The sequence below is a fragment of the Roseibium denhamense genome, assembly GCF_009711415.1.
In the GTDB taxonomy this organism is placed as follows: Bacteria; Pseudomonadota; Alphaproteobacteria; order Rhizobiales; family Stappiaceae; genus Roseibium; species Roseibium denhamense.
This window is the reverse complement of record NZ_SMLZ01000091.1, coordinates 1-24,781: the sequence shown is the minus strand read 5'-3', so window position 1 is coordinate 24,781 and position 24,781 is coordinate 1. Positions and strand designations below refer to the sequence as shown.

Annotated in this window: 34 protein-coding genes; 1 reads left to right on the top strand and 33 read right to left on the bottom strand. The window is 57.7% G+C overall.

The genetic code is table 11. The features are described from left to right. Position 1: 1 nt before the first annotated feature. The 3 genes from E1180_RS04115 to E1180_RS04105 form a co-directional block, all read right to left on the bottom strand. Entirely contained in the window at positions 2-781 is a 780-nt protein-coding gene (locus E1180_RS04115) for a sterol desaturase family protein (protein WP_155189813.1), read from the bottom strand. Next, positions 778-1,566, bottom strand: a complete 789-nt coding sequence (locus E1180_RS04110; RefSeq protein ID WP_155189812.1) for a sterol desaturase family protein — start codon at positions 1,564-1,566, stop codon at positions 778-780. Before E1180_RS04110 ends, E1180_RS04115 begins: the two co-directional genes overlap by 4 nt. 94 nt (positions 1,567-1,660) lie before the next feature. Further along, positions 1,661-4,054: a patatin-like protein gene (locus E1180_RS04105; protein WP_155189811.1), complete on the bottom strand. Its 2,394-nt coding sequence runs from the start codon at positions 4,052-4,054 to the stop codon at positions 1,661-1,663. A 205-nt stretch (positions 4,055-4,259) separates the two neighbouring features. Between E1180_RS04105 and E1180_RS04100 the strand changes: the two genes are divergently transcribed. Beyond that, positions 4,260-5,276, top strand: coding sequence for an adenylate/guanylate cyclase domain-containing protein (locus E1180_RS04100; RefSeq protein ID WP_155189810.1), 1,017 nt, complete (start codon positions 4,260-4,262; stop codon positions 5,274-5,276). 75 nt (positions 5,277-5,351) lie between these two features. Here E1180_RS04100 and E1180_RS04095 read toward each other — a convergent pair whose 3' ends face one another. The 30 genes from E1180_RS04095 to rpsJ all read right to left on the bottom strand — a co-directional run bounded on the left by E1180_RS04095 (position 5,352) and on the right by rpsJ (position 24,681). After that, complete coding sequence (locus E1180_RS04095) at positions 5,352-6,659, bottom strand: replication-associated recombination protein A (protein ID WP_482822444.1); 1,308 nt, start codon at positions 6,657-6,659, stop codon at positions 5,352-5,354. A gap of 14 nt (positions 6,660-6,673) precedes the next feature. Continuing rightward, positions 6,674-8,131 carry a Do family serine endopeptidase gene (locus E1180_RS04090; protein ID WP_155189808.1) on the bottom strand — a complete coding sequence of 486 codons (1,458 nt, stop codon included), beginning with the start codon at positions 8,129-8,131 and terminating at the stop codon, positions 6,674-6,676. A gap of 135 nt (positions 8,132-8,266) precedes the next feature. Beyond that, on the bottom strand, positions 8,267-10,447 hold the full coding sequence (locus E1180_RS04085; protein ID WP_208996924.1) for a methyl-accepting chemotaxis protein: 2,181 nt from the start codon (positions 10,445-10,447) through the stop codon (positions 8,267-8,269). Positions 10,448-10,611: 164 nt separating this feature from the next. Beyond that, positions 10,612-11,037, bottom strand: coding sequence for a 50S ribosomal protein L17 (gene rplQ, locus E1180_RS04080; RefSeq protein ID WP_155189807.1), 426 nt, complete (start codon positions 11,035-11,037; stop codon positions 10,612-10,614). A gap of 84 nt (positions 11,038-11,121) precedes the next feature. Further along, positions 11,122-12,144 carry a DNA-directed RNA polymerase subunit alpha gene (locus E1180_RS04075; RefSeq protein ID WP_283404617.1) on the bottom strand — a complete coding sequence of 341 codons (1,023 nt, stop codon included), beginning with the start codon at positions 12,142-12,144 and terminating at the stop codon, positions 11,122-11,124. A gap of 87 nt (positions 12,145-12,231) precedes the next feature. Next, positions 12,232-12,621, bottom strand: coding sequence for a 30S ribosomal protein S11 (rpsK, locus tag E1180_RS04070; protein WP_006936427.1), 390 nt, complete (start codon positions 12,619-12,621; stop codon positions 12,232-12,234). Positions 12,622-12,691: 70 nt separating this feature from the next. Beyond that, complete coding sequence (gene rpsM / locus E1180_RS04065; protein ID WP_116699726.1) at positions 12,692-13,060, bottom strand: 30S ribosomal protein S13; 369 nt, start codon at positions 13,058-13,060, stop codon at positions 12,692-12,694. A 184-nt stretch (positions 13,061-13,244) separates the two neighbouring features. Next, positions 13,245-13,841: an adenylate kinase gene (locus E1180_RS04060; protein WP_155189805.1), complete on the bottom strand. Its 597-nt coding sequence runs from the start codon at positions 13,839-13,841 to the stop codon at positions 13,245-13,247. Then, entirely contained in the window at positions 13,838-15,169 is a 1,332-nt protein-coding gene (secY, locus tag E1180_RS04055; protein WP_155189804.1) for a preprotein translocase subunit SecY, read from the bottom strand. The genes E1180_RS04060 and secY overlap by 4 nt, the downstream gene beginning before the upstream one ends. Before the next feature lie 49 nt (positions 15,170-15,218). After that, positions 15,219-15,686, bottom strand: coding sequence for a 50S ribosomal protein L15 (rplO, locus tag E1180_RS04050; RefSeq protein ID WP_155189803.1), 468 nt, complete (start codon positions 15,684-15,686; stop codon positions 15,219-15,221). A gap of 22 nt (positions 15,687-15,708) precedes the next feature. Next, positions 15,709-15,906, bottom strand: a complete 198-nt coding sequence (gene rpmD, locus E1180_RS04045; RefSeq protein WP_155189802.1) for a 50S ribosomal protein L30 — start codon at positions 15,904-15,906, stop codon at positions 15,709-15,711. Between the two features lie 41 nt (positions 15,907-15,947). After that, positions 15,948-16,514, bottom strand: a complete 567-nt coding sequence (gene rpsE / locus E1180_RS04040; RefSeq protein ID WP_155189801.1) for a 30S ribosomal protein S5 — start codon at positions 16,512-16,514, stop codon at positions 15,948-15,950. Between the two features lie 41 nt (positions 16,515-16,555). After that, positions 16,556-16,918: a 50S ribosomal protein L18 gene (gene rplR, locus E1180_RS04035; RefSeq protein WP_155189800.1), complete on the bottom strand. Its 363-nt coding sequence runs from the start codon at positions 16,916-16,918 to the stop codon at positions 16,556-16,558. 12 nt (positions 16,919-16,930) lie between these two features. Further along, a complete protein-coding gene (gene rplF, locus E1180_RS04030; RefSeq protein WP_155189799.1) occupies positions 16,931-17,464 on the bottom strand; it encodes a 50S ribosomal protein L6 in 534 nt (177 codons plus the stop codon). Between the two features lie 40 nt (positions 17,465-17,504). Beyond that, positions 17,505-17,903, bottom strand: a complete 399-nt coding sequence (gene rpsH, locus E1180_RS04025) for a 30S ribosomal protein S8 (RefSeq protein WP_155189798.1) — start codon at positions 17,901-17,903, stop codon at positions 17,505-17,507. A gap of 12 nt (positions 17,904-17,915) precedes the next feature. Then, positions 17,916-18,221 carry a 30S ribosomal protein S14 gene (gene rpsN, locus E1180_RS04020; protein WP_155189797.1) on the bottom strand — a complete coding sequence of 102 codons (306 nt, stop codon included), beginning with the start codon at positions 18,219-18,221 and terminating at the stop codon, positions 17,916-17,918. 21 nt (positions 18,222-18,242) lie between these two features. Further along, positions 18,243-18,800, bottom strand: a complete 558-nt coding sequence (rplE, locus tag E1180_RS04015) for a 50S ribosomal protein L5 (RefSeq protein ID WP_155189796.1) — start codon at positions 18,798-18,800, stop codon at positions 18,243-18,245. Then, on the bottom strand, positions 18,793-19,110 hold the full coding sequence (gene rplX / locus E1180_RS04010; protein WP_155189795.1) for a 50S ribosomal protein L24: 318 nt from the start codon (positions 19,108-19,110) through the stop codon (positions 18,793-18,795). The genes rplE and rplX overlap by 8 nt, the downstream gene beginning before the upstream one ends. Beyond that, on the bottom strand, positions 19,110-19,478 hold the full coding sequence (gene rplN, locus E1180_RS04005; protein ID WP_008191626.1) for a 50S ribosomal protein L14: 369 nt from the start codon (positions 19,476-19,478) through the stop codon (positions 19,110-19,112). The genes rplX and rplN overlap by 1 nt, the downstream gene beginning before the upstream one ends. 70 nt (positions 19,479-19,548) lie before the next feature. Next, complete coding sequence (gene rpsQ / locus E1180_RS04000) at positions 19,549-19,779, bottom strand: 30S ribosomal protein S17 (protein ID WP_155189794.1); 231 nt, start codon at positions 19,777-19,779, stop codon at positions 19,549-19,551. 10 nt (positions 19,780-19,789) lie between these two features. Further along, complete coding sequence (gene rpmC, locus E1180_RS03995) at positions 19,790-19,990, bottom strand: 50S ribosomal protein L29 (protein ID WP_155189793.1); 201 nt, start codon at positions 19,988-19,990, stop codon at positions 19,790-19,792. A 21-nt stretch (positions 19,991-20,011) separates the two neighbouring features. Further along, complete coding sequence (gene rplP / locus E1180_RS03990) at positions 20,012-20,425, bottom strand: 50S ribosomal protein L16 (RefSeq protein WP_155189792.1); 414 nt, start codon at positions 20,423-20,425, stop codon at positions 20,012-20,014. A 48-nt stretch (positions 20,426-20,473) separates the two neighbouring features. Continuing rightward, entirely contained in the window at positions 20,474-21,205 is a 732-nt protein-coding gene (rpsC, locus tag E1180_RS03985; protein ID WP_155189791.1) for a 30S ribosomal protein S3, read from the bottom strand. Beyond that, positions 21,205-21,585: a 50S ribosomal protein L22 gene (gene rplV / locus E1180_RS03980; protein ID WP_155189790.1), complete on the bottom strand. Its 381-nt coding sequence runs from the start codon at positions 21,583-21,585 to the stop codon at positions 21,205-21,207. Before rplV ends, rpsC begins: the two co-directional genes overlap by 1 nt. A 2-nt stretch (positions 21,586-21,587) precedes the next feature. Beyond that, complete coding sequence (gene rpsS, locus E1180_RS03975) at positions 21,588-21,866, bottom strand: 30S ribosomal protein S19 (RefSeq protein ID WP_022998243.1); 279 nt, start codon at positions 21,864-21,866, stop codon at positions 21,588-21,590. A gap of 11 nt (positions 21,867-21,877) precedes the next feature. Continuing rightward, the gene (rplB, locus tag E1180_RS03970; RefSeq protein WP_155189789.1) at positions 21,878-22,711 is read right to left on the bottom strand and encodes a 50S ribosomal protein L2; all 834 of its coding nucleotides are present in this window, start codon (positions 22,709-22,711) and stop codon (positions 21,878-21,880) included. Between the two features lie 18 nt (positions 22,712-22,729). Beyond that, positions 22,730-23,023 carry a 50S ribosomal protein L23 gene (locus tag E1180_RS03965; RefSeq protein ID WP_155189788.1) on the bottom strand — a complete coding sequence of 98 codons (294 nt, stop codon included), beginning with the start codon at positions 23,021-23,023 and terminating at the stop codon, positions 22,730-22,732. Beyond that, complete coding sequence (gene rplD, locus E1180_RS03960; protein ID WP_155189787.1) at positions 23,020-23,640, bottom strand: 50S ribosomal protein L4; 621 nt, start codon at positions 23,638-23,640, stop codon at positions 23,020-23,022. The genes E1180_RS03965 and rplD overlap by 4 nt, the downstream gene beginning before the upstream one ends. After that, the gene (gene rplC / locus E1180_RS03955; RefSeq protein ID WP_155189786.1) at positions 23,640-24,350 is read right to left on the bottom strand and encodes a 50S ribosomal protein L3; all 711 of its coding nucleotides are present in this window, start codon (positions 24,348-24,350) and stop codon (positions 23,640-23,642) included. Before rplC ends, rplD begins: the two co-directional genes overlap by 1 nt. A 22-nt stretch (positions 24,351-24,372) precedes the next feature. After that, positions 24,373-24,681, bottom strand: a complete 309-nt coding sequence (gene rpsJ / locus E1180_RS03950) for a 30S ribosomal protein S10 (RefSeq protein ID WP_006936455.1) — start codon at positions 24,679-24,681, stop codon at positions 24,373-24,375. Between the last annotated feature and the right edge of the window lie 100 nt (positions 24,682-24,781).

Sequence of the window (24,781 nt, the reverse complement as noted above, 5' to 3'; positions counted from 1 at the left end):
CTCACCCGGTTGCTTTCACTTTGGTATCTTCCGTGTCCGGAACTTCTCCGGTTTCTTCCATGGAACGCACCAATTGATCGTATTTTGGATGAACGGTTCCGCAAACCCGGTCCCAGAACGAAAAGAAGTTACCGTAATTATAGTGAAACTGCGAATGATGCAGATCATGGAACGTCGTGCAAATCAGCGGCGATGGATAGCGCGACGACTTGGACGCGAAATACTCAAACCCCGAATGACCGACCATCCCTGAAATCTGGTCGAACAGCCGCAGGGCGAACACGCTGAGCGCAGGCACTGGAAGGACGAACCAGACCACGAAATAAAAGGAGTGCTCGATCAGGGTATCAACCGTTGTCGAACTGTCATTGCTCCAGACAGTCGGTGCGATTGACCGGTGATGCGGCACATGGAACTTATAAAGTGCCGGCAAATGCAGAATTCGGTGCCCCCAGTAAAACCAGGCATCAAACAGCACAAAGCACACCGCAAACATCAGCGGGAAGGACCACCAGCTCAAGTCCACCGGCGGGAACAGTACCCATCCTTGGGTCTGCGCGAAATACCCGCCGGACAGCAGCACAGAGGACGTGAAGAGGGCCTTCAGCGACGCCAGGATCTCCTCGCGCTGGCGTTTCATGCCATCCCGGTGTTTCTGGATGCGCCGCTCCGGGTGCCGCCGGTTGATCGCAATCAGAGTAAAGCCTGTGCCGAAGTAAACAGCCAGCATGGCTGCATAAATGGCGCCGAGAACAAGAAGATAATCGAGGACCAGGGTCATTCGGCCGCATCCTGCTTCTGGCCGGCATAAAGCTGCTCAAAGCCCTCGACCTTGCCATCGTAGGTCGGGTGGATCGTGCCGCATAGCCGGTCCCAGAAGGAAAAGTAATTGGCGTAGTTATAGACGAAATACTGGTGGTGCTGATCGTGATAGAGCGTGCACAACAGCGGCCATGGCTTTCTGGCGGACGGGGCCGCAAAATGCTCGTATCCGCAATGACCGATCGCCGCGGACACCTGGTCGAACAAACGGTGCCCGAGGAAAACCAGCGGCGGCATCGGCACGACGAACAGAACCAAGGCGTAGTAGGAATGGGCAAATAGCGTGTCGACACTGGACCCGGCATCGTTCGACCAAACCGTCGGCGTGATCGTCATGTGATGCGGCTTGTGGAACCTGTAGAACATCTTGGTGTGAAGGATCCGGTGCCCCCAATAGAACCACGTGTCATGGAGCACCAGCGACAGCACAAAAAACACCGGAACAGACCACCAGCTCAACCCAAAGGGATCAAACAAGGTCCAGCCGCGCATTTGCGCGTAGAGCCCGATTGCTAGACAGGTGCTGGTGATGGAGAGCTGAACCATCGACGACTTGATGTCCCTGAGAGCATCATGGGTCGGCGCCCGTTTCTGGATCTTGCGGTCGGGGTGGCGTTTGTTGAGGGCTGTCATGGTGAGACCGGTGGCAAACAACACCGTGATACTCACCGCATACAGCATGCAGAACAGGGCGGCAAAAGCCCAGATCCCGGTACCGGTATAGTGTGACAGCCAGTCTAGCATTCGCATCGCCTGAGTTTTAATAGCACAGGAATGCCTAACCAGCCGGGCAACGCAGCGTCAAGGTTCGGCGGTGCAAAAAGTTGCAGGGCCCGGATCAGACGTCTTCAAGAACATGGGCAAAGTCCGGGTAAACGCTTCGGATCAATTGATCGACACGCTCAATTTCGTCAGGGATTTCTTTAAGATGCGGCCGTTCCTCTTCCAGAATGGCCAAAAAGATACGTGCCCGCGCCTGGTTCAAACTGGCCAGCGGCAGAGTGTCGCCCTTCGCGGTGGACAGAACGATGCTGACCAGCCGGTCAGCCGCATTCAGCCGCCCCCAGAGGTAATCATGCTCCCGCCACGCCCTGTTAAAAAACGCACCGAAGGTGTTGAGCGACTTGCCCTTCAGATCGAAATCGTCGGTGTAAAGGCTCTCTGCGTCCCGCGGGCTGATCCGGTCGACAAGAATCTCGGTGACCTCGGCAAAGTCGTTTCGCTGAAGAACGGGGAACGTGATCAGATCATAAAACCCGAAGCCCACATACGACTGTAGCAGGGAGGCATGACGGTCCTTATCCAAAAGCTCACGGGCCGTCTGGGCAAACAGCTCGTCTTGCAAGCGGTCAAGGTCCCGAAGGCCCATCATTTTCGACAATCCGTCCAGGAACCGCTCAATATGGGGCCCGGTCTGACCATCTTCAGTTTGGCCGTTCTCCCGGAGCATTTCGGTCAAAGCCCGGCATCGCGACCCGTAAAACTGGCGGTTCCAGCGCCAGCTCAGGTGATCGATCTGTTCGTAGATAAGTCCTTTGAGCTGGTCCAACGCATCCGGATCAGCGGGTGTCAGGCCGGAGCCGCGGTAATGGTCATAGAACCCATTCAACTTCCGGACGGCAAACCGCAGGCGGCGGATCCGGTAATCAACGTCGAGGCTGCGCAGCGCGTTCACCACATTGGGATCGGTCCGCCCCAAGACATCGGCGCCCGCTGTTGCAAGTCCAGTCAGATGCTCCGAAAACGCACTCAGGTAGCTGTCTTCCCTGTTCCGGTCGTCTTCCCCCGGACCGATATCACAGGCAAGACGGGCAAGGCGTTCGGCAAGCGCATGGAGCTTGAGCGACTGGTAATTGAGAAAGGCGAATCCAGCCTGCTCGAAAGCTGCGACCGTGGCTTTATGGCGGCACTCTGAAACCACGTCAGTTGTGATTGTCTTGCGTTTTGGAAGCAAGCCGCCAACTGCCTGATCCACCATAGGCGCGGCAGCATCAATCAACCTTGAAAGCCAGCGGCTGCGGCGGTTGTTGGCTTCAAGCTCTTTCAGATCATCGCCAATCGGCTCGTTGCGCGGGATATGTGCAAGCGAGGCTAGAATGACCCGGAAAAAGCCTGGAACCTCCGTTGGATTCCGGGTGTTTTCCGTGCGCTCTACCGGCGCGGGATCAACATAGATGAGGCGCCTTTCGACCTTACGGGCGGCGGGCCGGCCCTGGATGACATCGATCACAGGCGCAAATGGCTTGTTCATGACGACGCTGCCGTCGACGAAGCAGTGCGTGCCGGACGTCTCAGCATTCAACCCGAGTGCACGGCTTAAAAACGCGTCGCGCTGCTTCCAGGCTTGTTTGCGCCGCGCCAGCACGCGCTCCATTTCCGGGACAGTCGAGGGAGGAAAAGCGCCTGGAAATGAGGATGTGGCTCTGGCCGCAAAGACGAGTTCCGGGATGTTTTCCCGCTCGAACTGACTGTCCAGATACCCTTGGGTCCGGTGAACGGCATGGAAGTTGAGGATCCGGCGATGATCCCATTCCTCCACATAGTCCGGATCATCCAAATGAATCCTGCGCTTGATGCCATTATAATCGGTCAAGGTCACAAACAGGTCGAGCGTCTGGCCGCGCGGGATCAAGGTCGCTCCGTGGCGACCGGCCCCGTCCATCTTCTCACACGCATCCAGCATCCAGCCGGTAAACCGCTCGCCGGAAAAGGGAGGCGAGAACCAGCGCGCCTGCATGAACTGCCTGAGCTTTTCCCGCGTTTCCGTGCTCTCGATCTTTTTGCTGAGGCGCGAAGACACCAACCGGTCCAGCACGGGCGACACCGACATCTTCAGATAACGCGACAAGCCGTTTTGCGGTCTTGCAAGCCGCGTAACGTCCGCATTTTCCAGCCACATGCGGGAGTGGCTGTCCAATGGAAGGTCATGAGCAAGCGCGCGAGCAAGCATAATGCCGTTCACACCGCCCGCTGAGGCCCCCGCAATCGCATCCACGACGACGCGAATATCCGCGGCACTGGACATCAAATCTAGAAGATCCTGGAACGCGCGCTGCGCCGGAGGCTGTGCAGTCTGCTGGGTGGGAGCGGAGCCGGCACGCGACTTGCGCTCAAGCCGCACCTTGGACGCCCGGACAAGGTTCAAGACTTCGCGGCTCACGCCATGCATGTAGATGGCCAACGAAACGCCGCCATAAAGAACCAGGGCCAAGCGCAGTTCAATTTCCTTCATTGCGTCCGATGACCCCGTTCCTTCGCGCCTGAGACATTTAACCACCGCATCTTCATGATGTAGCTACGATTTTTGCTGTCGTGGCCAAGAAGTTTGCACAATTTGTTACACTTTTCCGTAAGCGCAGCGGAATAATCAGCTACTATGCTGGCGTCAGCCTAACGATTCCGGAGAGGCGCGCACGTCCTCAAGCCTGTTGGACAAAATGGGAAACAACGCGGCCAAGAAACACAAAAAATCCGACCCGTCGCAGCCACGCGATGGCATCAGCAAGGCGCCTGATCCCGGCCCGGCCGGACAGGAAGATGAAATTCAAGCCTTGCGGGCGGAGCTCGACGACTTGAAGCTTCTTTACGAGGCCACGATTGAGCATGGCGAGGCCGTTGAAGACCAGCTTGCAGACCAATCGGCTCATCTCGAAGCGCTGTCGAAACAATTGGCAAAGTATCTGTCTCCGCAGGTCTACCAATCCATTTTCGAGGGGCGGCAAGAGGTCAAAATTACAGCCACCCGCAAGAAACTGACCGTCTTCTTTTCGGACATTGCCGATTTCACGGAAACAGCAGACCGGCTTGAATCTGAGGAACTCACGGCGATCCTCAATCAATATCTCACGGAGATGTCGCGGATTGCGCTGAAGCATGGCGCCACAATCGACAAATATGTTGGCGATGCCATTCTCATCTTTTTCGGCGATCCGGACACCCGCGGTGTTACTGAGGATGCCCTTGCCTGTGTCCGCATGGCGATCGAGATGCAGAAGCGCATGTCTGAATTGCAAATGGTGTGGATGGAGGCCGGCATTTCCAAGCCGCTCAAATGCCGGATGGGGATCCATACCGATTATTGCACGGTCGGAAACTTCGGAAGCGAGGACCGGCTGGACTACACGATCATTGGGCGCGGCGTGAACACCGCCTCCCGTCTCGAAGCGCTCTCTAATCCAGGGTCTATCCTGATTTCGTTCGAGACCTATTCTCAGGTCAAGAACCACATTGTCTGCAGGGAAAACGGTGATATCACCGTCAAAGGCATTGCGTACCCGGTGACGACCTTCGAGGTCTTGCGCGAAAAGGCAGTGATAGGCGGAAATCTGGACGGACGGCTTTTGGAGGTGTCGCGGCAGTTGGAAGACGTTGCATCCGATCTCGCCGAAGATCTCAGCAAGGATGAGCGCACCAAACTGCTCTCCGCGCTCAAGTCGGCATTTTCCGATCTATAACGGCATCTAAAATCATAGCTAGCGAAAGAAGGCTTTCAGCGCATATGGGGACCGCCTCCGATAACATCAGTCGTCTCACGAAGACCGGTCCGTGCGGAGCTTCGTCCAATACTCGAGACGTTTGCGCAATTCGCGTTCAAACCCCCGTTGCGGCGGCTTGTAATAGGTCTTCCGCCCCATAGTGTCCGGGAAGTAATCCTGACCGGAAAAGCCATCCGGGGCATCATGGTCGTACTGGTAGCCGTCTCCATACCCTTCCTGCTTCATCAATTTGGTAGGCGCATTCAGGATATGCTTTGGCGGCAGCAGGGAGCCACTGGTTTTGGCATCGCGCATCGCCGCTTTGTAGGCGACATAGGCCCCGTTGGATTTTGGCGCGGTCGCTAGATAAATCACGCATTGGGCCAGCGCGAGTTCGCCTTCGGGTGAGCCAAGCATTTGATAAGCGTCGCGCGCCGCGTTTGCCTGAACCAGTGCATTCGGGTCGGCCAGCCCGATATCTTCGACCGCCATGCGGATCAACCGGCGCGCCAGATACATCGGGTCTTCTCCGCCATCCAGCATGCGGCAGAACCAGTAGAGCGCGGCATCCGGATCGGACCCGCGCACAGACTTATGCAGAGCGGAAATCAGATTGTAATGACCATCCGCGCTCTTGTCGTAGATCGGCGCCCGGCGCTGAACAATTTCCTGCAAACGGTCCGCATCAAACACTTCATCGTCCAACGAAGCACGCCAGACATCTTCCGCAAGGGTCAGCGCCGACCGGCCATCGCCGTCTGCCATGCGCATCAGCACGGCCCGTGCTTCGTCGTCCAGCGGGAGTTTCCGGTCCTCGGTTTCTTCTGCCCGTTTGAGCAACAAACCAATTGCCTCCAGCGGCAGGGACTGGAACGTCATTACGTGAGACCGCGACAACAAGGCAGCATTCAGTTCGAAAGAGGGGTTTTCCGTTGTCGCCCCGACCAGTGTGATCGTACCGTCTTCCATAACGGGAAGAAAACTGTCCTGCTGAGCCCGGTTGAATCGGTGGATCTCATCAACAAACAACAAAGTGGCGCGGCCCCCCATCCGGCGGGCACGCGCGGCCTCGAACACTTTCTTCAAGTCCGCAACACCAGAGAAAATCGCCGAAATCTGTTCAAATGCGAGATCCGTCTCGTTTGCCAGCAGCCGGGCAATCGTGGTCTTGCCTGTTCCCGGTGGCCCCCAGAAGATCAGGGAGCCGAGTGTCCGGGTCTTGAGCATGCGTGAGAGCGTGCCTTCAGGGCCGAGCAGATGGTCCTGCCCGACAACATCCTCCAGCCTTGCCGGACGCATTCGGTCTGCCAGCGGCCTTGGTGCGGACGCAGCCAGTCCCGATGCTTCAAAAAGGTCGCTCACGCTCCCCTCGCCCCTCAGCGCAAAATGATCTGGGAAATCCTGCCGTCACGCTCGATATCAAGCCGCCAGACACGCGGCGGGGTCCGGATCATGGTTTCCAGCATGCGGGTCGTTTCCACAGCCCGGTCATTGATCGCCCTGATAACATCACGTTCGCGCAGCCCGACCCGGTCGGCGGTGCTCCCACGTGCAACGTCGGATATCACAACACCTTCAAAGACGCCCTCAAGACCAATTTCCTCCGATACGGCCGGAGACAGGTTCATGACCGTGCTGCCCTCGAAAGGAGAGTAATCGGTCAATTCACGCGTATCCCGCGGCACAGTTTCGGGCGCTGGTTGCAAGTTGATGGAGATGGTCTGCTGTCGGCCACCCCGGTAGACCGTGAATTCGGAGCGCTCGCCAATCATCTTGGTGGCGAACCTGTAGCCGAAGGAATCCGGGTCGAGCACTTCCTTTCCGTCCACTGCAACGACAAGATCGCTCACCGCAAGGCCGGCTGCCTTTGCCGGAGATCCTTCGTGAACTGCCGCGATCAATACCCCGCGCGGACGGTCAAGCGACAGCGCCTCCGCAATCTCGGCGGTCACGGCCTGGACGGTCGCCCCCAACCAAGGGCGCTGCACCTTGCCGCCCTGGGCTGCCGCACTGGCGACAAACCGTGCCATGTGAGCCGGAATGGCAAAACCGATGCCGTTGGAACCACCAGATCGCGAGAAAATCGCGGTGTTGATGCCAACAAGCTTGCCGGTCATATCCACCAGCGCTCCGCCGGAATTGCCCGGATTGATCGCCGCATCGGTTTGAATGAAGAATTGATAATCCGTCACACCGACCTGTGTGCGCGCGAGTGCGGAAACAATACCCTGCGTGACTGTCTGTCCGACCCCGAACGGATTCCCGATGGCTAGAACAATATCCCCAACGGCAAGACTGTCGGAGTCCGCGAATGCGACATGCTCGAATGGCCCGTCTTCACGGATCTGCAGAACGGCAAGATCAGTGCGTTCGTCCAGCAGCACAATGTCCGCGTCAAACTCGCGCCGGTCGTTCAGCGCAACCCGAACCTCATCGGCATCCTTGATCACATGGTGGTTGGTGATCACAGTTCCGCTTTCCGAGATGATAACCCCGGATCCGAGGGAGGATTGTACCCGCTCCTGAGGCCGGCCCATATTGCCGCCCGGCTGCCCGAAAAACCGGCGGAAAAAGGGATCATCGAAGAAGGGGGACACACGCTGCCGGCGGACGACCTTGCGGCTTGCGTAAACATTGACGACTGCCGGTGCCACATCTTTGACGATGGGCGCGAACGACAATTTGACCTGCGCATCCGATTGCGGGACCAAACGCAGATCCGCAGGTGTCGGCTGTGTGTCCTGCGCGGTAGCAGGTCCGATGCCGAACGCCAGGAGCCCGGCCAGCCCGATCCACTTCAAACGTGTCAGCAGCGCGGCGTGTGTTCGGCGCATCCCTTAGCCCTCTTGTTTGTTTCTCATTGCGTTCCGAGCGTTACACCGGAGATAGGGAAGAAACGTGGCAAATGCAAAATGAAAAGAGCCGCTGGCGGACCAGCGGCTCCTGAATGGCTTGCACTGTAAGCGCGATTAGGCGGAGCGCACCTGGCGCAGGAAGTTCCGCACCTCTTCATCAAGATGATCGGCATCCGCCGCCATGCGGGAGGCTTCCTCGGAGAAGCTCGAAGCAGCCCGGTTGGCATCATCCGACAAGGACGACACGTTCCGGATATCCTCGGTCACTTTCGATGTTCCGCCTGCGGCCCGCTGGGTGTTTTCGGCAATGCCTTGTGTCGCATAGCTTTGCTCCGTAACCGCAGCGGCAACATCACTCACAGAATTGGTGATTTCACCAATCGTATCCTGAATGTCGCCGATAGCCTTGACCGCGTCATCGGTGGCCCCGCGGATCGCGTCGATCTGCTGCTGGATTTCCCCGGTTGCCTTCCCGGTCTGCGCAGCCAGATCCTTGACCTCCGACGCCACAACCGCAAAGCCTTTGCCCGCTTCCCCGGCGCGCGCGGCTTCGATGGTCGCATTGAGCGCCAGCAAATTGGTTTGGTCCGCGATATCACTGATCAAGGTGACGACCTCACCGATCCGGTTTGCCGCCTCGGCAAGCGACTTGACGGTGGTGTTGGTGGTTTCCGCGCGTTTCGTGGCAGCAGAAGCCACTGCGGACGACCGCTCGATCAATGTTGAGATTTCCTGAATGGAGCTCGACAACTGATCGGAAGCCGCCGCAATTGACTCCACTTCCGCCAATGTCTCCTGGGACATGGACGCAGCGTTTGCCGATGTGGTCCCGGCGGTGTCGGTCATCGTCTGCATCTTGTTGGCAGAATCCCGCAGTGCGGCTGCGGATTTTGCCACCTTGTCGACAACGGTTCCGACAGTCGCTTCAAAATCACCGGCAAGGCTTGCCAGCATATCCTGCCGCTGTGACGCCTGGTGCTGGGCTTCATCTGCCTGTTCCCGGGCGCGGCGGTCGTTATCGTCTGCAGCGTTTTGCCGGATCTTCAGAACCGCACGCCCGATATCGCCAATTTCATCGTTTCGGCGCGCAGCCCGGATTTCCGCGTTGAGATCCCCATCTGCGATCGCATTCAATGCCCCAACGAGCTTGGTGAGTGGTTTTGTGATGTGGCGGGAAAAGAAAATGGCGATGACGGTTGCAACGGCGACCGCAATCAGTGACCAGAGCACCATCGAATTCCGCATTGCCGTAACGCTTGCAAATGTCTCGGCTTCGGTCCGCTCTGCAACGATTGCCCAGTTCTGCCCCTGGAACGGAAACGGCTCGGCGACCATCAAACGCGCCTCGCCGTCTTGTCCGGCCTCAATGGCTGCGGCAGCCCGGCCCGCCAAGGCTTCCTGAACAACATCGGCCTCGCTGGTTTCAGTCAATGCGGTCTCGGTCTCAGCCAGCGGCTTGTTACTCAACAAACGCCCGTCGGCCGAGACTGCATAAACCTGTCCGGTCTCACCCAGATTTTCACGATCCGCCAGAACCGCATCAAGGGTGGCGGCATCCACGCGGACCGCGATAACGCCGCCAAACAAGACCTCACCAAACGTATTGATGTACATAGGTGCTGCGGCAAACATGGCCGGGGAACCGTCAGCAAGCGCATAGGTTTCGAATTCGCTGACCGCAAAGTTACCTTCTTCAATGGACTTTGCAGTTTCAAAGACGGTTTTCAATCCGGTTTCGCCGCCGGCAATCTCATCCACATTGTAGAGAAACTCCCCGCCTTTAGTGACCGAGTACATGATCAGACCATTCGGATCGATCAGATAGAGATCGCCATACCCGCCGTTGCGCCACATGGACAGGAACGAGCCGTGAATCTCCGAATGCCGCCAGGAATACATCGACTTGTGGTCTTCACCCGTCAGCAGTGCGCGCTCGCTCGGATCTTCCGAGACCGCATAATACTCCAGAAGCTCCTCACGCACATTGCCGAGGTTCATGGTCGCATTTGCAAGGTTGACCATGGCTTCCTTGATGCCGGCACCAGTCGACACGTTGACCAGATCATTCCCGAGGGCATCAAGGCGGGCATCCAGGAGCGCCGAGCGCGCCGAAATCACCATCCCCAACTCGGCTTCAGCTGCCTGACGCAATCCGTCGCGGCCATTAATGAACCCGATAATCCCGACCGCGGTACACGCTGCCAGGGTAACAAAAACCATAAGTGCTGGAATAAAAAAGGAAAGTCTGATCGTCGGCCACTTACGGGCGGCCGGTGTCGATTGTCGGTAGGTCAAAGCTATTCTCCTGAAGTCCCCCGCGAGAAACCTCAGAGAGCCTAAACCCATGACTGTTAAATCATTGATAATTTGCGCAATAAACGAAACGTACCGAACGTAAGGCGAAATTGAAAAAGGCGGGCCCAAGGCCCGCCTTCATCACTTCTGATAAAGCCAGAAACTTACGCTGCGTCTTCAGCAGCTTCTTCTGCTTCCGTGCGTGCACGGTCTTCGGCACCGCGCGCATCCGGATCCCGGTCGACCAGCTCGATGACAGCCATCGGAGCGTTGTCGCCATACCGGAAACCGGCTTTCAGCACGCGTGAGTAACCGCCATCACGGTCTTTGTAGCGTTCGCCGAGGGTCTCGAACAGTTTCGCCACCATGGCCGCATCGCGGATCTGCGAGATCGCCTGACGGCGCGCATGCAGATCACCGCGTTTGCCCAGGGTGATGAGCTTGTCGATGATCGGCTTCATTTCTTTAGCCTTAGGCAGGGTTGTCACGATCTGCTCATGCTTGATCAGCGACGCTGCCATGTTTGCGAACATAGCCTTACGGTGGCTAGAGGTCCGATTGAGCTTGCGGCCGGATTTACCGTGGCGCATGGCCCTCTCCTTTTCAATAATCAGGCAGTGTGTACAGTTTGGTCAGCACTTGCCCGGTTGGTCCGATAGGGACGCGTACGCCCCTTAATACTGATGGTCTTCGTAGCGCTTTGCGAGATCGTCGATGTTCTCAGGCGGCCAGTTGGCGACTTCCATGCCGAGATGGAGACCCATCTGGGCGAGAACTTCCTTGATCTCGTTGAGCGACTTGCGGCCGAAATTCGGTGTCCGCAGCATTTCCGCTTCGGTCTTCTGAATGAGATCGCCAATATACACGATATTGTCGTTCTTCAGGCAGTTTGCAGACCGGACAGACAATTCCAACTCGTCGACTTTCTTCAAGAGAGCCGGATTGAACGCGAGTTCCGGAACAGTGTCCTCGGCGACTTCGCGCTGCGGCTCTTCGAAATTGACGAAGATGGAAAGCTGATCCTGCAGAATGCGAGCAGCAAAAGCCACGGCATCATCCGGCTTGACGGAACCATCTGTTTCGACGGTCAGGGTCAGCTTGTCGTAATCAAGAACCTGTCCTTCACGGGTGTTTTCCACCTTGTAGGAGACTTTCTTGACCGGGGAATACAGGCTGTCGACCGGGATCAGGCCGATCGGCGCGTCTTCCGGACGGTTCCGGTCCGACGAATGATAGCCCTTGCCAGTGTTGACAGTGAATTCCATGCGGATCTCTGCGCCCTCATCCAACGTGCAGAGCACGAGGTCGGGGTTCAGAACTTCCACATCGCCTACGGTCTGAATGTCGCCAGCCGTCACAACACCCGGGCCCTGCTTGCGCACAACCATGCGCTTGGGACCTTCACCTTCCATACGGATGGCGATTTCCTTGATGTTGAGTACGATGTCGGTGACATCTTCCCGGACGCCCGGGATGGAAGAAAACTCATGAAGCACGCCGTCGATCTGGACCGCGGTCACGGCAGCACCTTGCAGGGAAGACAGCAGGATGCGGCGCAGTGCATTGCCCAGGGTCAACCCGTAGCCACGCTCAAGAGGCTCGGCAACAACAGTTGCCAAGAAGCGCGGATCATCACCGTGCTTGATCTCGAGTTTGGTCGGCTTGATCAGTTCTTGCCAGTTTTTCTGAATGGTCACGTTTTCGTCCCTTCGGCTATCCCGCCCGGCTCAAAGGCTGGGCTATTCTTGCCATTTGGAGAAACAAGTACCTAAAGCTGGAGAGCCTTAGACGCGGCGGCGCTTGCGCGGACGGCAGCCGTTGTGCGGAATCGGCGTCACGTCACGGATAGACGTGATGAGGAAACCGGCGGCCTGCAGAGCACGCAGTGCAGATTCACGTCCTGAACCAGGGCCGCGTACTTCCACTTCCAGGGTACGCATGCCGTGTTCAGCGGCTTTCTTTGCAGCATCTTCCGCAGCAACCTGCGCCGCATACGGCGTGGATTTCCGGGAACCTTTAAAGCCAAGAGCGCCAGCCGAAGACCAGGAAATCGCATTCCCTTGTGCATCGGTGATCGTGATCATTGTGTTGTTGAACGTGGAGTTCACATGCGCAACGCCAGAAGAGATGTTCTTGCGCTCGCGGCGACGCACGCGCGTCGTATCTTTAGCCATTCTGTAATCCTTGTTTTGATCTCGTCACTGCCGTAGTGCCGGCAGCTCCACCACCAATCCAGGTGTGATCTTACTTCTTCTTACCTGCGATCGGTTTCGCCGGACCCTTGCGGGTACGTGCGTTTGTATGCGTCCGCTGACCACGGACCGGAAGGCCGCGGCGGTGACGCAGGCCGCGGTAGCAGCCAAGGTCCATGAGACGCTTGATGTTCATAGCAGTGTCACGGCGAAGATCACCTTCCACCATGTAGTCGCGGTCGATGGTTTCGCGGATGGACAAAACTTCTGCGTCGGAAAGCTCATTCACACGGCGGGCAGCATCGATGTTGTTCTTTTCGATGATTTCCTGGGCAAATTTCTTGCCAATGCCGTGGATATACTGAAGCGCGATGACAACACGCTTGTTCGTCGGGATGTTAACGCCAGCAATACGTGCCACGTTGGTCTCCATGTTAAGCGGGGCCCCTTCATCAGGGTCTTTCCGCAGTTAAAATAACCCGCGTCCGGTGGAGTTCCGGCCCTTGCGGATACGAATGCGCGGAAAGGCTGCCCGCACAGAGTAAGCCGGTCCCACGGGAGTGGAACCGGCCAAACTTTCAGGTAGAGCGCGTCCTGTAACGGCTCTAGACTTTCTCGTCAAGTCCTTGCAGCACGGATTCGATAGAATCCGTTACGTCATCAATGGCCTGCATACCATCGATAACTGACAAGAGGCCTGCCTTCTCATAGTAAGGCGCAACAACGGCCGTATCGCGGTTGTAAGCATCGAGCCGCTGCTTGAAGACTTCCGGGTCATCGTCTTTACGGACCTGCTGACCGGCTGCCTTGGCATCGCTGGCGCGCTTGATGATGCGGTCAACCAGCTTTGTCTGATCAACGCGCAGCTCCAGCACCGCATCAACCTTCTGGTTTGCCTCGTCAAGCATCGCCGCAAGCGCATCCGCCTGGGCGATCGTCCGCGGGAACCCGTCAAGGATAAAGCCGTTCTTGGCGTCCGCTTCTGCGATCCGGTCCCGGATAATCCCGACAACAATCTCATCCGACACAAGCCCGCCGGAATCCATCACTTCTTTTGCCTTAAGGCCAACTGGCGTTTTCGCAGCGACCGCTGCGCGCAACATGTCACCGGTGGAGAGCTGAGGGATACCGTACTTCTCGACAAGACGTGCGGCTTGTGTCCCCTTCCCCGCCCCCGGCGGTCCTACCAGTATAAGCCTCATCGACGTTTCCCCCTGAGTTTCGCTTTTTTCACCAGTCCCTCGTATTGGTGCGCAAGCAAGTGTCCCTGGATCTGAGAAACGGTATCCATTGTCACGCTTACGACAATCAACAACGAGGTCCCTCCGAAATAGAACGGAACGCCTGTCGCCGAAATGAGGAATTCGGGTAATAGACAAACGATGGTTATATACAGCGCACCAACCACCGTAATCCGGGTCAGGACAAAGTCAATGTACTGCGCGGTTCGCTCGCCCGGACGAATCCCAGGTATGAAACCGCCATGCTTTTTCAAGTTGTCCGCAGTGTCACTCGGATTGAAGACAATCGCGGTGTAGAAAAAGCAGAAGAAGATGATCATGGCGGCATAGAACACCATGAACAGCGGCTGGCCGTGGCCCAAGAGCGCAGTAATCGTCGTCAGCCATTCATTCCCGCCCCCGGAATTGAAACCGGAAATCGTCGCCGGAACCAGCAGCAGGGATGATGCGAAGATCGGCGGAATAACACCAGCAGTATTCAGCTTGAGCGGCAGGAACGAGGTGTTGCCCTCGAACATGCGGTTGCCCATCTGGCGCTTCGGATACTGGATCAAGAGCCGGCGCTGCGCACGCTCCATGAAAACGATAAAGCCGATCACGACAATCGCGAGCAAGATAATGCCGAGGATGATGCCGGTTGCCAGCGTTCCCTGGCGGCCAAGCTCGAGCGTCTGCACGATCGCAGCCGGGAGACCCGCAACAATACCTGCAAAGATAATCAGGGAGATACCGTTACCAATGCCGCGGGAGGTGATCTGCTCACCAAGCCACATCAGGAACATGGTCCCGCCAACGAGGGTGATGACCGTGGAGGCCCGGAAGAACCAGCCCGGATCGGTGACGACATTGGTGGCGCCTTCAAGACCAACGGCAATGCCGTACGCCTGGAACGCGGCAAGCACAACGGTGCCGTACCGGGTGTACTGATTGATAACCTTGCGGCCCTGCTCGCCTTCCTTCTTCAGCTGCTCAAGCGACGGGACAACCGTCGTCATAAGCTGCATGATGATGGAAGCGGAAATGTACGGCATGATGCCGAGGGCGAAGATTGCCATGCGCTCGACCGCACCACCGGCAAACATGTTGAACATGCCGATGATACCGGACTGTGCCTGATTGAAGGCCTGCGCGAAGGCTTCCGGGTTGATACCGGGCATCGGAATATATGTGCCCAGTCGATAAACCAAAAGCGCCCCCAGTGTGAACCAGATGCGCTTTTTGAGCTCTTCAGCCTTGGCGAAAGCTGAGAAATTTAGATTTGACGCCAGTTGCTCGGCGGCCGATGCCATGCCCTACTCCGGTCAGATAATGCCCAAAAAATGGGTAAAGCCCAGGCTGTTAAGCCTGAGCTCCCAGAACGGCAACCTTGCCGCCCGCTTTTTCGATAGCCGCAACAGCGCCCTTGGAGGCACCGGCAACTTCAAAGGTCACTGCAGCGGTGATTTCACCGTTGGCAACGATGCGCACACCGTCGCGGACCCGCTTGACCACACCTGCTGCTTTCAGCGCTTCAACCGTCACGGTTTCAGAAGCGTTCAGCTTGCCGGCATCAATGGCTTTTTGAACACGGCCGACAGACACAGTGTTGTAGTCGTTGGCAAAGATGTTCGTGAAACCACGCTTCGGCAGGCGGCGGTGAAGCGGCATTTGACCGCCTTCAAAACCCTTGATCGCCACACCGGAACGGGACTTCTGACCCTTCACACCACGGCCACCGGTCTTGCCCTTGCCAGACCCGATACCGCGGCCAACACGGGTGCGGTCCTTGACGGCACCTTCGTTGTCACGAAGTTCGTTGAGCTTCATGTCTTTTCTCCTCACCCCGTCCTTATGCGCCGTCTTCGACGACACGAACGAGATGCTGGACCTTATTGATCATGCCGCGCACTTCCGGAGTGTCCTTCAGTGTGGAACGGCGGTGCATCTTGTTCAGGCCGAGACCGATGAGCGTCGCGCGCTGGTCCTGAGGACGGCGCAGCGGGCTGCCGATCTGTTCGACCGTAACAGTCTTTTCGGTGTTCGCCATGGAACGTACCCTTATTCAGCTGGTGGCTGGCGCCGCCGAGGTCAAGCCTCAGCGGCAGCCGGAGCCGCCTCGTCCGTGTTATCGCGACGCCGGGACTGCAGCACTGAGACCTTAAGGCCACGGCGGGCAGCGACGGAGCGCGGGCTGTCTTCTCTGGTCAGCGCATCGAATGTTGCACGAACCATGTTGTACGGGTTGGAAGTCCCGAGAGACTTTGCCACAACGTCTTGAACGCCGAGCGTTTCAAAGACGGCACGCATCGGACCACCCGCGATGATACCGGTACCGGCAGGCGCTGCGCGCAGCAGAACCTTACCAGCGCCGTGACGGCCTTCCACATCGTGGTGGAGGGTCCGGCCTTCGCGAAGCGGCACACGGATCATCGTGCGCTTTGCAGCTTCAGTTGCTTTCCGGATGGCTTCCGGCACTTCACGTGCCTTGCCATGACCGAAGCCGACACGGCCCTTCTGGTCACCAACAACAACGAGGGCTGCAAAACCGAAACGGCGGCCACCCTTGACCACTTTGGCCACGCGGTTGATGTGAACGAGCTTGTCGACGAATTCGCTGTCGCGCTCTTCGCGCTCGCGATTTTCTTGTCTCGCCATTTTATACGTCTTCCGTTCTTAAGAGCGCCAACGGGCGCTGGTCAGAATTCAAGTCCACCTTCGCGGGCTGCATCAGCAAGCGCTTTGACGCGCCCATGATACATGTATCCGCCCCGGTCGAACACGACCTGCTTGACACCGGCGGCTACCGCACGCTCGGCAACAAGCTTGCCAACGGCTGCTGCTGCAGACACGTCGGCGCCCGTTTTCAGGCTGCCCTTGAGATCTTTTTCGATCGTGGAAGCAGCGGCAATTGTATGCCCCTGCGCGTCGTCGATGATCTGGGCGTAGATCTGCTTCGACGAGCGGAAGATAGAAAGGCGCGGACGACCGCCTGCGGCTTTCTTGACCGAACGGCGCACGCGATCGCGGCGGCGCTCGAAAGCTTGTTTGCTGTTCGCCATGATCCAGGTCCGTTACTTCTTCTTGCCTTCTTTGCGGACGATGAACTCGTCTGCATAACGTACGCCTTTGCCCTTGTAGGGCTCCGGCGGGCGGAATTCGCGGATTTCAGCAGCAACCTGACCGACACGTTGCTTGTCGGTACCGGAAATGCTGATTTCCGTTGGTTTCGGGCACGCGATATCGATGCCATCCGGGATCGGATAGACGACGTCGTGCGAGAAACCCAGCGCCAGCTGAAGATTCTTACCCTGGACCTGCGCGCGGTAACCAACACCCGTGATGGCGAGGTCTTTCTTGAAGCCCTCTGTCACACCGGTGATCAGGTTCTGAACCATGGTCCGGCTCATGCCCCACATGGAGCGGGCCGGCTTGGTGTTGTTGCGCGGATCGATCTTGATCCCATCGTCTGTCATTTCGGCCAGAACAAGATCATTGAGCGCGAAAGACTTTTCGCCTTTCGGGCCCTTGATCGTAACCATCTGACCGTCGATCGATGCCGTTACCCCGCTTGGCACGGGGACTGGCTTTTTGCCAATACGAGACATATGACCAACCTTGTCGTTGTTTAAAAGCGAGAGTGCCGCATCAGAAGACGCGACACAGAACCTCGCCACCTACGTTTTCTTCCCGCGCCTGATGGTCGCTCATGACGCCGCGCGGGGTCGAAATGATCGACACGCCCAGGCCATTGGAGACATGCGGGATGTTTTTCACCGACGAGTAAACGCGGCGGCCCGGCTTGGAAACCCGCTCGATTGTGCGGATGACCGGCTCACCGTCGAAATACTTCAGTTCGATTTCCAACTCGGACTTACCGCCCTCGTATTCAACCGCGGTGTAGCCACGGATGTACCCTTCTTTTGCAAGCACATCAAGTACGTGTGCACGCAATTTGGAGTTAGGTGAGCTGACTTTGTTTTTCCGGCGCAACTGGGCGTTGCGGATCCGGGTCAGCATATCCCCCAACGGATCTGAAAGTGCCATGGGAGTTTCTCCTTACCAGCTCGACTTGACCAGGCCCGGGATCTTACCCAGGGAGCCCAGTTCACGAAGCGCAATACGGGACATTTTCAGCTTGCGGTAAAAACCACGCGGACGGCCGGACACTTCGCAGCGGTTGCGAACACGGTTCGGCGCGGAGTTCCGCGGCAGTTTTGCAAGCTTCAAACGTGCGTTGTAACGCTCTTCCAGGGACAGGCTGTCGTCTTTAGCCATTGCCTTCAGAGCAGCGCGCTTCTCAGCGTATTTCTTGACAAGCTTCTCACGGCGCTTGTTTTTCTCGATTGCGCTTTTCTTCGCCATCGTCGTTCCCTTCCTTGCCCGTTACTTCGTGAACGGGAAGTTGAACGCGCGCAGAAGCTCGCGCGCTTCGTCATCCGTCGGCGCCGTGGTGCAAACGATCACGTCCATACCCCAGATCTGGTCGACTTTGTCGTACTCGATCTCCGGGAACACGATGTGTTCTTTAATGCCCATGGCGTAGTTGCCACGACCGTCGAAGCTCTTCGGGTTCAACCCGCGGAAGTCACGAACGCGCGGCAGCGCGATAGTGATGAGACGGTCCATGAATTCGTACATCTGCTGGCGGCGAAGGGTCACCTTGACACCAAGCGGCATTCCCTCGCGGACCTTAAAGGTCGCGATGGATTTCTTGGCTGTGGTGATCACCGGCTTTTGACCAGCAATCGCAGCGAGATCAGCAGCAGCAGTCTTGGCTTTCTTGGAATCGCCAACTGCTTCGCCAACGCCGATGTTCAGGACGATTTTTTCCAGCTGCGGAACCTGCATGACGTTCGCGTACTGGAATTTTTCCTGAAGCTGCTTGCGCACGACTTCATTGTAATGCGTCTTAAGACGCGGCACGTAAGTGGTCTCAGCCATCGATCAGATCTCCCGAGCGCTTGGCCACACGGACCTTGGTGCCGTCGTCCTGGGTCTTGAAGCCGACGCGCGTCGCCTTACCGTCCTTCGGATCGGCAAGCGCGATGTTGGACATGTGGATCGCAGCCTCTTTGGACACGATGCCAGCTTCCTGCGTCTGGGTCTGCTTCTGATGACGGCGCACCATGTTGATGCCACGAACCAGAGCCTTGTTGTCTTCGCGAAGAACCTTGAGCACTTCGCCGGACTTACCCTTGTCACGGCCAGTCAGTACGACCACCGTGTCGCCTTTTTTAATTTTCGCAGCCATCAGAGCACCTCCGGCGCGAGCGAAATGATTTTCATATGGTTCTTTGCACGGAGTTCACGCGGGACCGGACCAAAGATACGGGTGCCGACTGGCTCCTTGTTGTTATTGACCAGCACGGCCGCATTGCGGTCGAACCGGATCACGCTGCCATCGGGACGGCGGATATCCTTTGCCGTGCGCACGACGACAGCCTTCATCACGTCGCCCTTCTTAACGCGGCCCCGCGGAATAGCCTCTTTAACGGAAACGACAATGATGTCGCCTACCTGGGCGTATTTGCGCTTGGAGCCGCCGAGCACTTTGATGCACATGACACGACGAGCGCCGGAGTTATCCGCGACGTCGAGGTTTGTTTGCATCTGAATCATGACTGGCTGCCTTGTTCTTCTAGCGGCGCTCCATCTGAGGGCGCCGGATGCTCACACAAGTGAAGCGTGATCACTGAGTGACCACAGTCCACCGTTTGTTTTTCGAGATTGGCGCGCACTCTTCGATCTGAACAGTGTCGCCAACCTTGTATTGGTTGGTTTCATCGTGTGCACGGTACTTTTTGGTCCGGCGCACGGTCTTCTTCAAAAGCGGGTGCGTGAAGCGGCGCTCCACGTTAACCGTCACAGTCTTGTCATTGGCGTCGCCGACAACAGTGCCCTGCAGGATACGCTTTGGCATGTCCGTTTCCTTATGCGGTCGCCGTCACGCGTTTTTCACGCATGATCGTCTGGATACGCGCAATGTCCCGGCGGATTTGCCGGACACGCGCAGTGTTTTCAAGCTGACCCGTGGCTTTCTGAAAACGCAGATTGAACTGCTCCTTCTTCAAACCTTCGAGCTCTGTGCGGAGCTCGTCGAGGGTCTTAGCCCGTACATCGGTAGCCTTCATGGCTCTAACTCCTCGCCTGCCCTACTCGCCGATACGCTGAACGAAGCGGCATTTGATCGGCAGCTTGGCGGCGGCAAGACGCATGGCTTCACGAGCAACGTCTTCCGGAACACCATCGATTTCGAACATGATCCGGCCCGGCTTGACGCGGCAAGCCCAGTAATCCGGAGAACCCTTACCTTTACCCATGCGAACCTCGGCCGGTTTTGAGGAAACCGGGACGTCCGGGAAGATACGGATCCAAACACGGCCCGCACGTTTCATGTGACGGGTCATAGCACGGCGGGCAGCTTCGATCTGACGCGCGGTAACGCGCTCTGGCTCAACAGCCTTCAGACCGAACGCGCCGAAGTTGAGGTCAGTGCCCCCCTTCGACAGACCGTGGATGCGGCCCTTGTGCTGCTTGCGGAACTTTGTGCGCTTCGGTTGCAGCATCGTTCTTCTCTCGTCTTTCTTATCTTACGAGCGGCTGGCAGCTTGAAATCAAGCTGCGCGCTCGCGGCCCCGATCCCGGCGTCCGCCGCGATCACCCTGGTTTCCACCTTCGCCGCCGGCAGTGGCGCGCTTTTCAGACGCCATTGGGTCGTGCTCAAGGATTTCACCTTTGAAGATCCAGACCTTCACACCACACACGCCGTAAGCCGTGTGAGCGCTGGCAACACCGTAGTCGATGTCAGCCCGCAGGGTGTGGAGAGGCACACGGCCTTCGCGGTACCATTCGATACGTGCGATCTCAGCACCACCGAGACGGCCGCCGCAGTTGATCCGGATGCCCTGGGCGCCGAGACGCATGGCGGACTGAACAGCCCGCTTCATGGCGCGGCGGAAGGCAACACGGCGTTCCAGCTGCTGAGCGATCGAAGCGGCAACCAGGGTCGCATCGATTTCCGGCTTGCGCACTTCAACGATGTTGAGGTGCACTTCCGAATTCGTGATATCGGCGATCTTCTTGCGAAGCCGCTCGATGTCAGCACCCTTTTTACCGATGACCACACCCGGACGGCCGGAGTGAATGGACACGCGGCATTTTTTATGCGGGCGCTCGATAACCACCTTGGAAACAGCTGCCTGCTTCAGTTCCTTCAGGAGGAACTCACGAATGCGGAAGTCTTCATGAAGAAGGTTGCCGTACTCGTTCTTGCTCGCAAACCAGCGCGAGTCCCAGGTGCGGTTGATCCCGAGGCGCATGCCGATCGGGTTTACTTTATGTCCCATCAGGCAGTCTCCTCAACTTCACGCACGACGATGGTCAGGTTCGAGAATGGCTTCTCGATCCGGCCAACACGGCCACGTGCGCGGGCCTGGAACCGCTTGATGACAAAAGCCTTGCCAACATGAGCTTCGGCAACCACGAGGTTGTCGATATCCAGGTCATGGTTGTTTTCCGCATTCGCAACGGCAGACATCAGGGTCTTCTTGACGTCTTGCGCAATGCGCTTGCGGGAGAATGTCAGGTCCGCAATCGCGGAACCGACTTTTTTACCACGGATAGCAGCGGCAACGAGGTTAAGCTTGCGCGGGGAGACACGGATCATCCGTGTCATTGCCCGAGCCTCGTTGTCAGCGAGCGTCCGCTCACGCTTCGGCTTGCCCATCGTTACTTCCTCTTCGCCTTCTTGTCGGCGCCGTGTCCGTAATAGGTCCGGGACGGTGAGAACTCACCGAACTTGTGACCAATCATCTCTTCAGACACCAGCACCGGAACGTGCTTTTGACCGTTGTAGACGCCGAAGGTTAGACCAACGAACTGCGGGAGGATCGTAGAGCGGCGGCTCCAGGTTTTGATAACCTCGTTCCGGCCAGACTCACGGACCTTGTCCGCCTTCTTCAGCAGATACCCGTCGACAAACGGACCTTTCCAGATCGAACGTGCCACGATCCTGTCCCTTACTTCTTACGCGCGTGGCGGCTGCGGACGATATACTTATCAGTCTGCTTATTGCGCCGCGTGCGCTTACCTTTGGTCGGTTTACCCCAAGGAGTAACCGGATGACGACCGCCGGAGGTCCGGCCTTCACCACCACCGTGCGGGTGGTCGATCGGGTTCATGGCAACACCGCGTGTATGCGGACGGATGCCAAGCCAGCGGGAACGGCCTGCTTTACCGAGGTTGACGTTGCCGTGATCCGGGTTGGATACGGCGCCAACAGTGGCCATGCAGGTACCAAGGACCCGGCGCTGCTCGCCAGACATCAGGCGCAGCGTGGTGTAGCCTTGGTCGCGGCCAACGATCTGGACGAACGCGCCAGCAGAGCGAGCGATCTGGGCGCCTTTGCCCGGCTTCAACTCGATGTTGTGCACGATCGTGCCCACTGGAATGCGTGCCAGCGGAGCAGCGTTGCCTGGTTTGACGTCGACGTTCTCACCGGCAACGACAGTGTCGCCAACGGCAAGGCGCTGAGGCGCCAGAATGTAGCTCAGCTCACCGTCTTCATAACGGATCAGAGCAATGAATGCGGTCCGGTTCGGATCGTATTCAAGGCGTTCTACGGTCGCCGGAACGTCCCACTTGCGACGCTTGAAGTCGACAAGACGGTAAGTCCGCTTGTGACCGCCACCGCGGTTCGGAGACGTCAGGCGGCCCGTGTTGTTCCGGCCGCCAGACTTGGACAGGCCTTCGGTCAAAGTCTTGACCGGCTTGCCCTTCCACAGACCGGAGCGGTCAACTTGTACCAGCTGACGGCGGCCTGGGGACGTCGGATTGAATGTCTTAAGTGCCATTGTTCTTAAGTCCCCGTCTTAGAGCCCGGTGGTCACGTCGATGCCGTGACCTTCCTGCAGCGTTACGACGGCCTTCTTGAAGTCTGACTGGCGGCCGAGGCGGCCCCGGAAACGCTTCACTTTGCCCTTGCGGACGAGCGTGTTCACCGCGGTTACCTTGACGCCAAACAGTGCTTCGACTGCGGCCTTGATTTCCGGCTTGGTTGCATCGTTGGCAACCTTGAAGACAACCTTGTTCTCTTCTGAAGCCATCGTCGACTTTTCGGTGATTACCGGGCCAACGATTTTGTCGTAGTGAGGAAGGTTGCTCATTTGAAGCGCTCCTCGAGTGCGGACACCGCAGCCTTGGTCAACACAAGCGTGTTGGCCTGCAGGATGTCGTAAACATTGATGCCCTGAACCGGCAGAACGTCCAGATGCGGAATGTTGCGCGATGCCAGAGCGAAGTTGTTGTCAACTTCGGCACCATCAATCACCAGAGCACTGGTCAGGCCGAGCTTTGTCAGCTGTGCCTTGAGCGCCTTGGTTTTTGCCTCGGCAGCCTTAGCATCTTCGACAACAACAATGCTGTCAGCCTTCGCCTTTGCAGACAAAGCGTGCTTCAGACCGAGAACGCGAACCTTTTTCGGCAGGTCGTGGCTATGGTCACGGACAACCGGACCAAACGCACGGCCACCGCCGCGGAACTGCGGAGCCTTCTTGTTGCCGTGACGGGCACCGCCGGAACCCTTCTGGCGGACGAATTTCTTCGTGGTGCCAGTGATTTCCGAACGGCCAAGCGTCTTATGTGTACCCGCCTGGCGCTTGGCAAGCTGCCAACGCACCACACGGTGGATCAAATCGGTGCGCGGCTCGAGACCAAAGATCTCGTCAGACACCGTGATCGAACCGGCCGCCCCGCCTTCGAGGGTCTTGACCTGGAGTTCCATCACTCACTCTCCTTCCCGGCGGCCGCAGTCGCTTCAGATGCCTTGAATGCACCTGGAACCGGAACGTTTTCCGGCAGCGCCTTTTTGATCGCGTCGCGAACCATGATCCAGCCGCCCTTGGCACCTGGAACAGAGCCCTCGACCATGATCAGGCCACGCTCAACATCAGTGCGCACAACCTTGAGGTTCTGCGTGGTCACGCGGGTATCGCCCATGTGACCGGCCATTTTCTTGCCCTTGAACACGCGGCCCGGATCCTGACATTGACCGGTAGAACCGTGTGAACGGTGCGAGATCGAGTTACCGTGCGATGCACGGCCACCACCGAAGTTGTGGCGCTTCATGACACCGGCAAAACCTTTACCGATGGATGTGCCGGTCACGTCGACAAACTGGCCTTCGACGTAATGGTCGGCGGTGATTTCCGCGCCAACGTCGATCAGGTTGTCCGCAGAGACGCGGAATTCGGCAACAGTGCGCTTCGGCTCAACCTGCGCAACGGCAAAATGGCCGCGCAGCGCCTTCGGCGTGTTTTTCACTTTACGGGTACCGACGCCGAGCTGCAGCGCAGTGTAACCGTTCTTTTCTTCAGTCCGGTGGGCTACCACCTGGCAGTTTTCCAGCCGCAGTACAGTGACCGGAACATGTTCGCCTGCATCGTTGTAGATGCGGGTCATGCCCACTTTCTGAGCGATCACTCCAGAACGCATGATGTGTCCCCTTCGACCCGGCTTAGAGCTTGATCTCGACGTCGACACCAGCGGCCAGGTCGAGCTTCATGAGCGCGTCAACCGTCTGGGGCGTCGGATCAACGATGTCGAGAAGACGCTTGTGCGTCCGCATCTCGAACTGATCGCGGCTTTTCTTATCGATATGCGGTCCGCGAAGTACCGTGTACTTCTCGATCCGCGTCGGCAGCGGCACGGGACCCCGTACCTGTGCACCGGTCCGCTTGGCCGTATTGACGATCTCCTTAGTGGAGGCGTCCAGAATACGGTGGTCGAACGCCTTAAGGCGGATCCGGATATTCTGACCGTTCATTGTTATTGTTCCCAAATTGACTGCGGGCCTGCCCGCGAAACCCTATTCAAGTGCCGGCAGGCCCGGCTGTCGATTACTCGATGATGGATGCGACGACGCC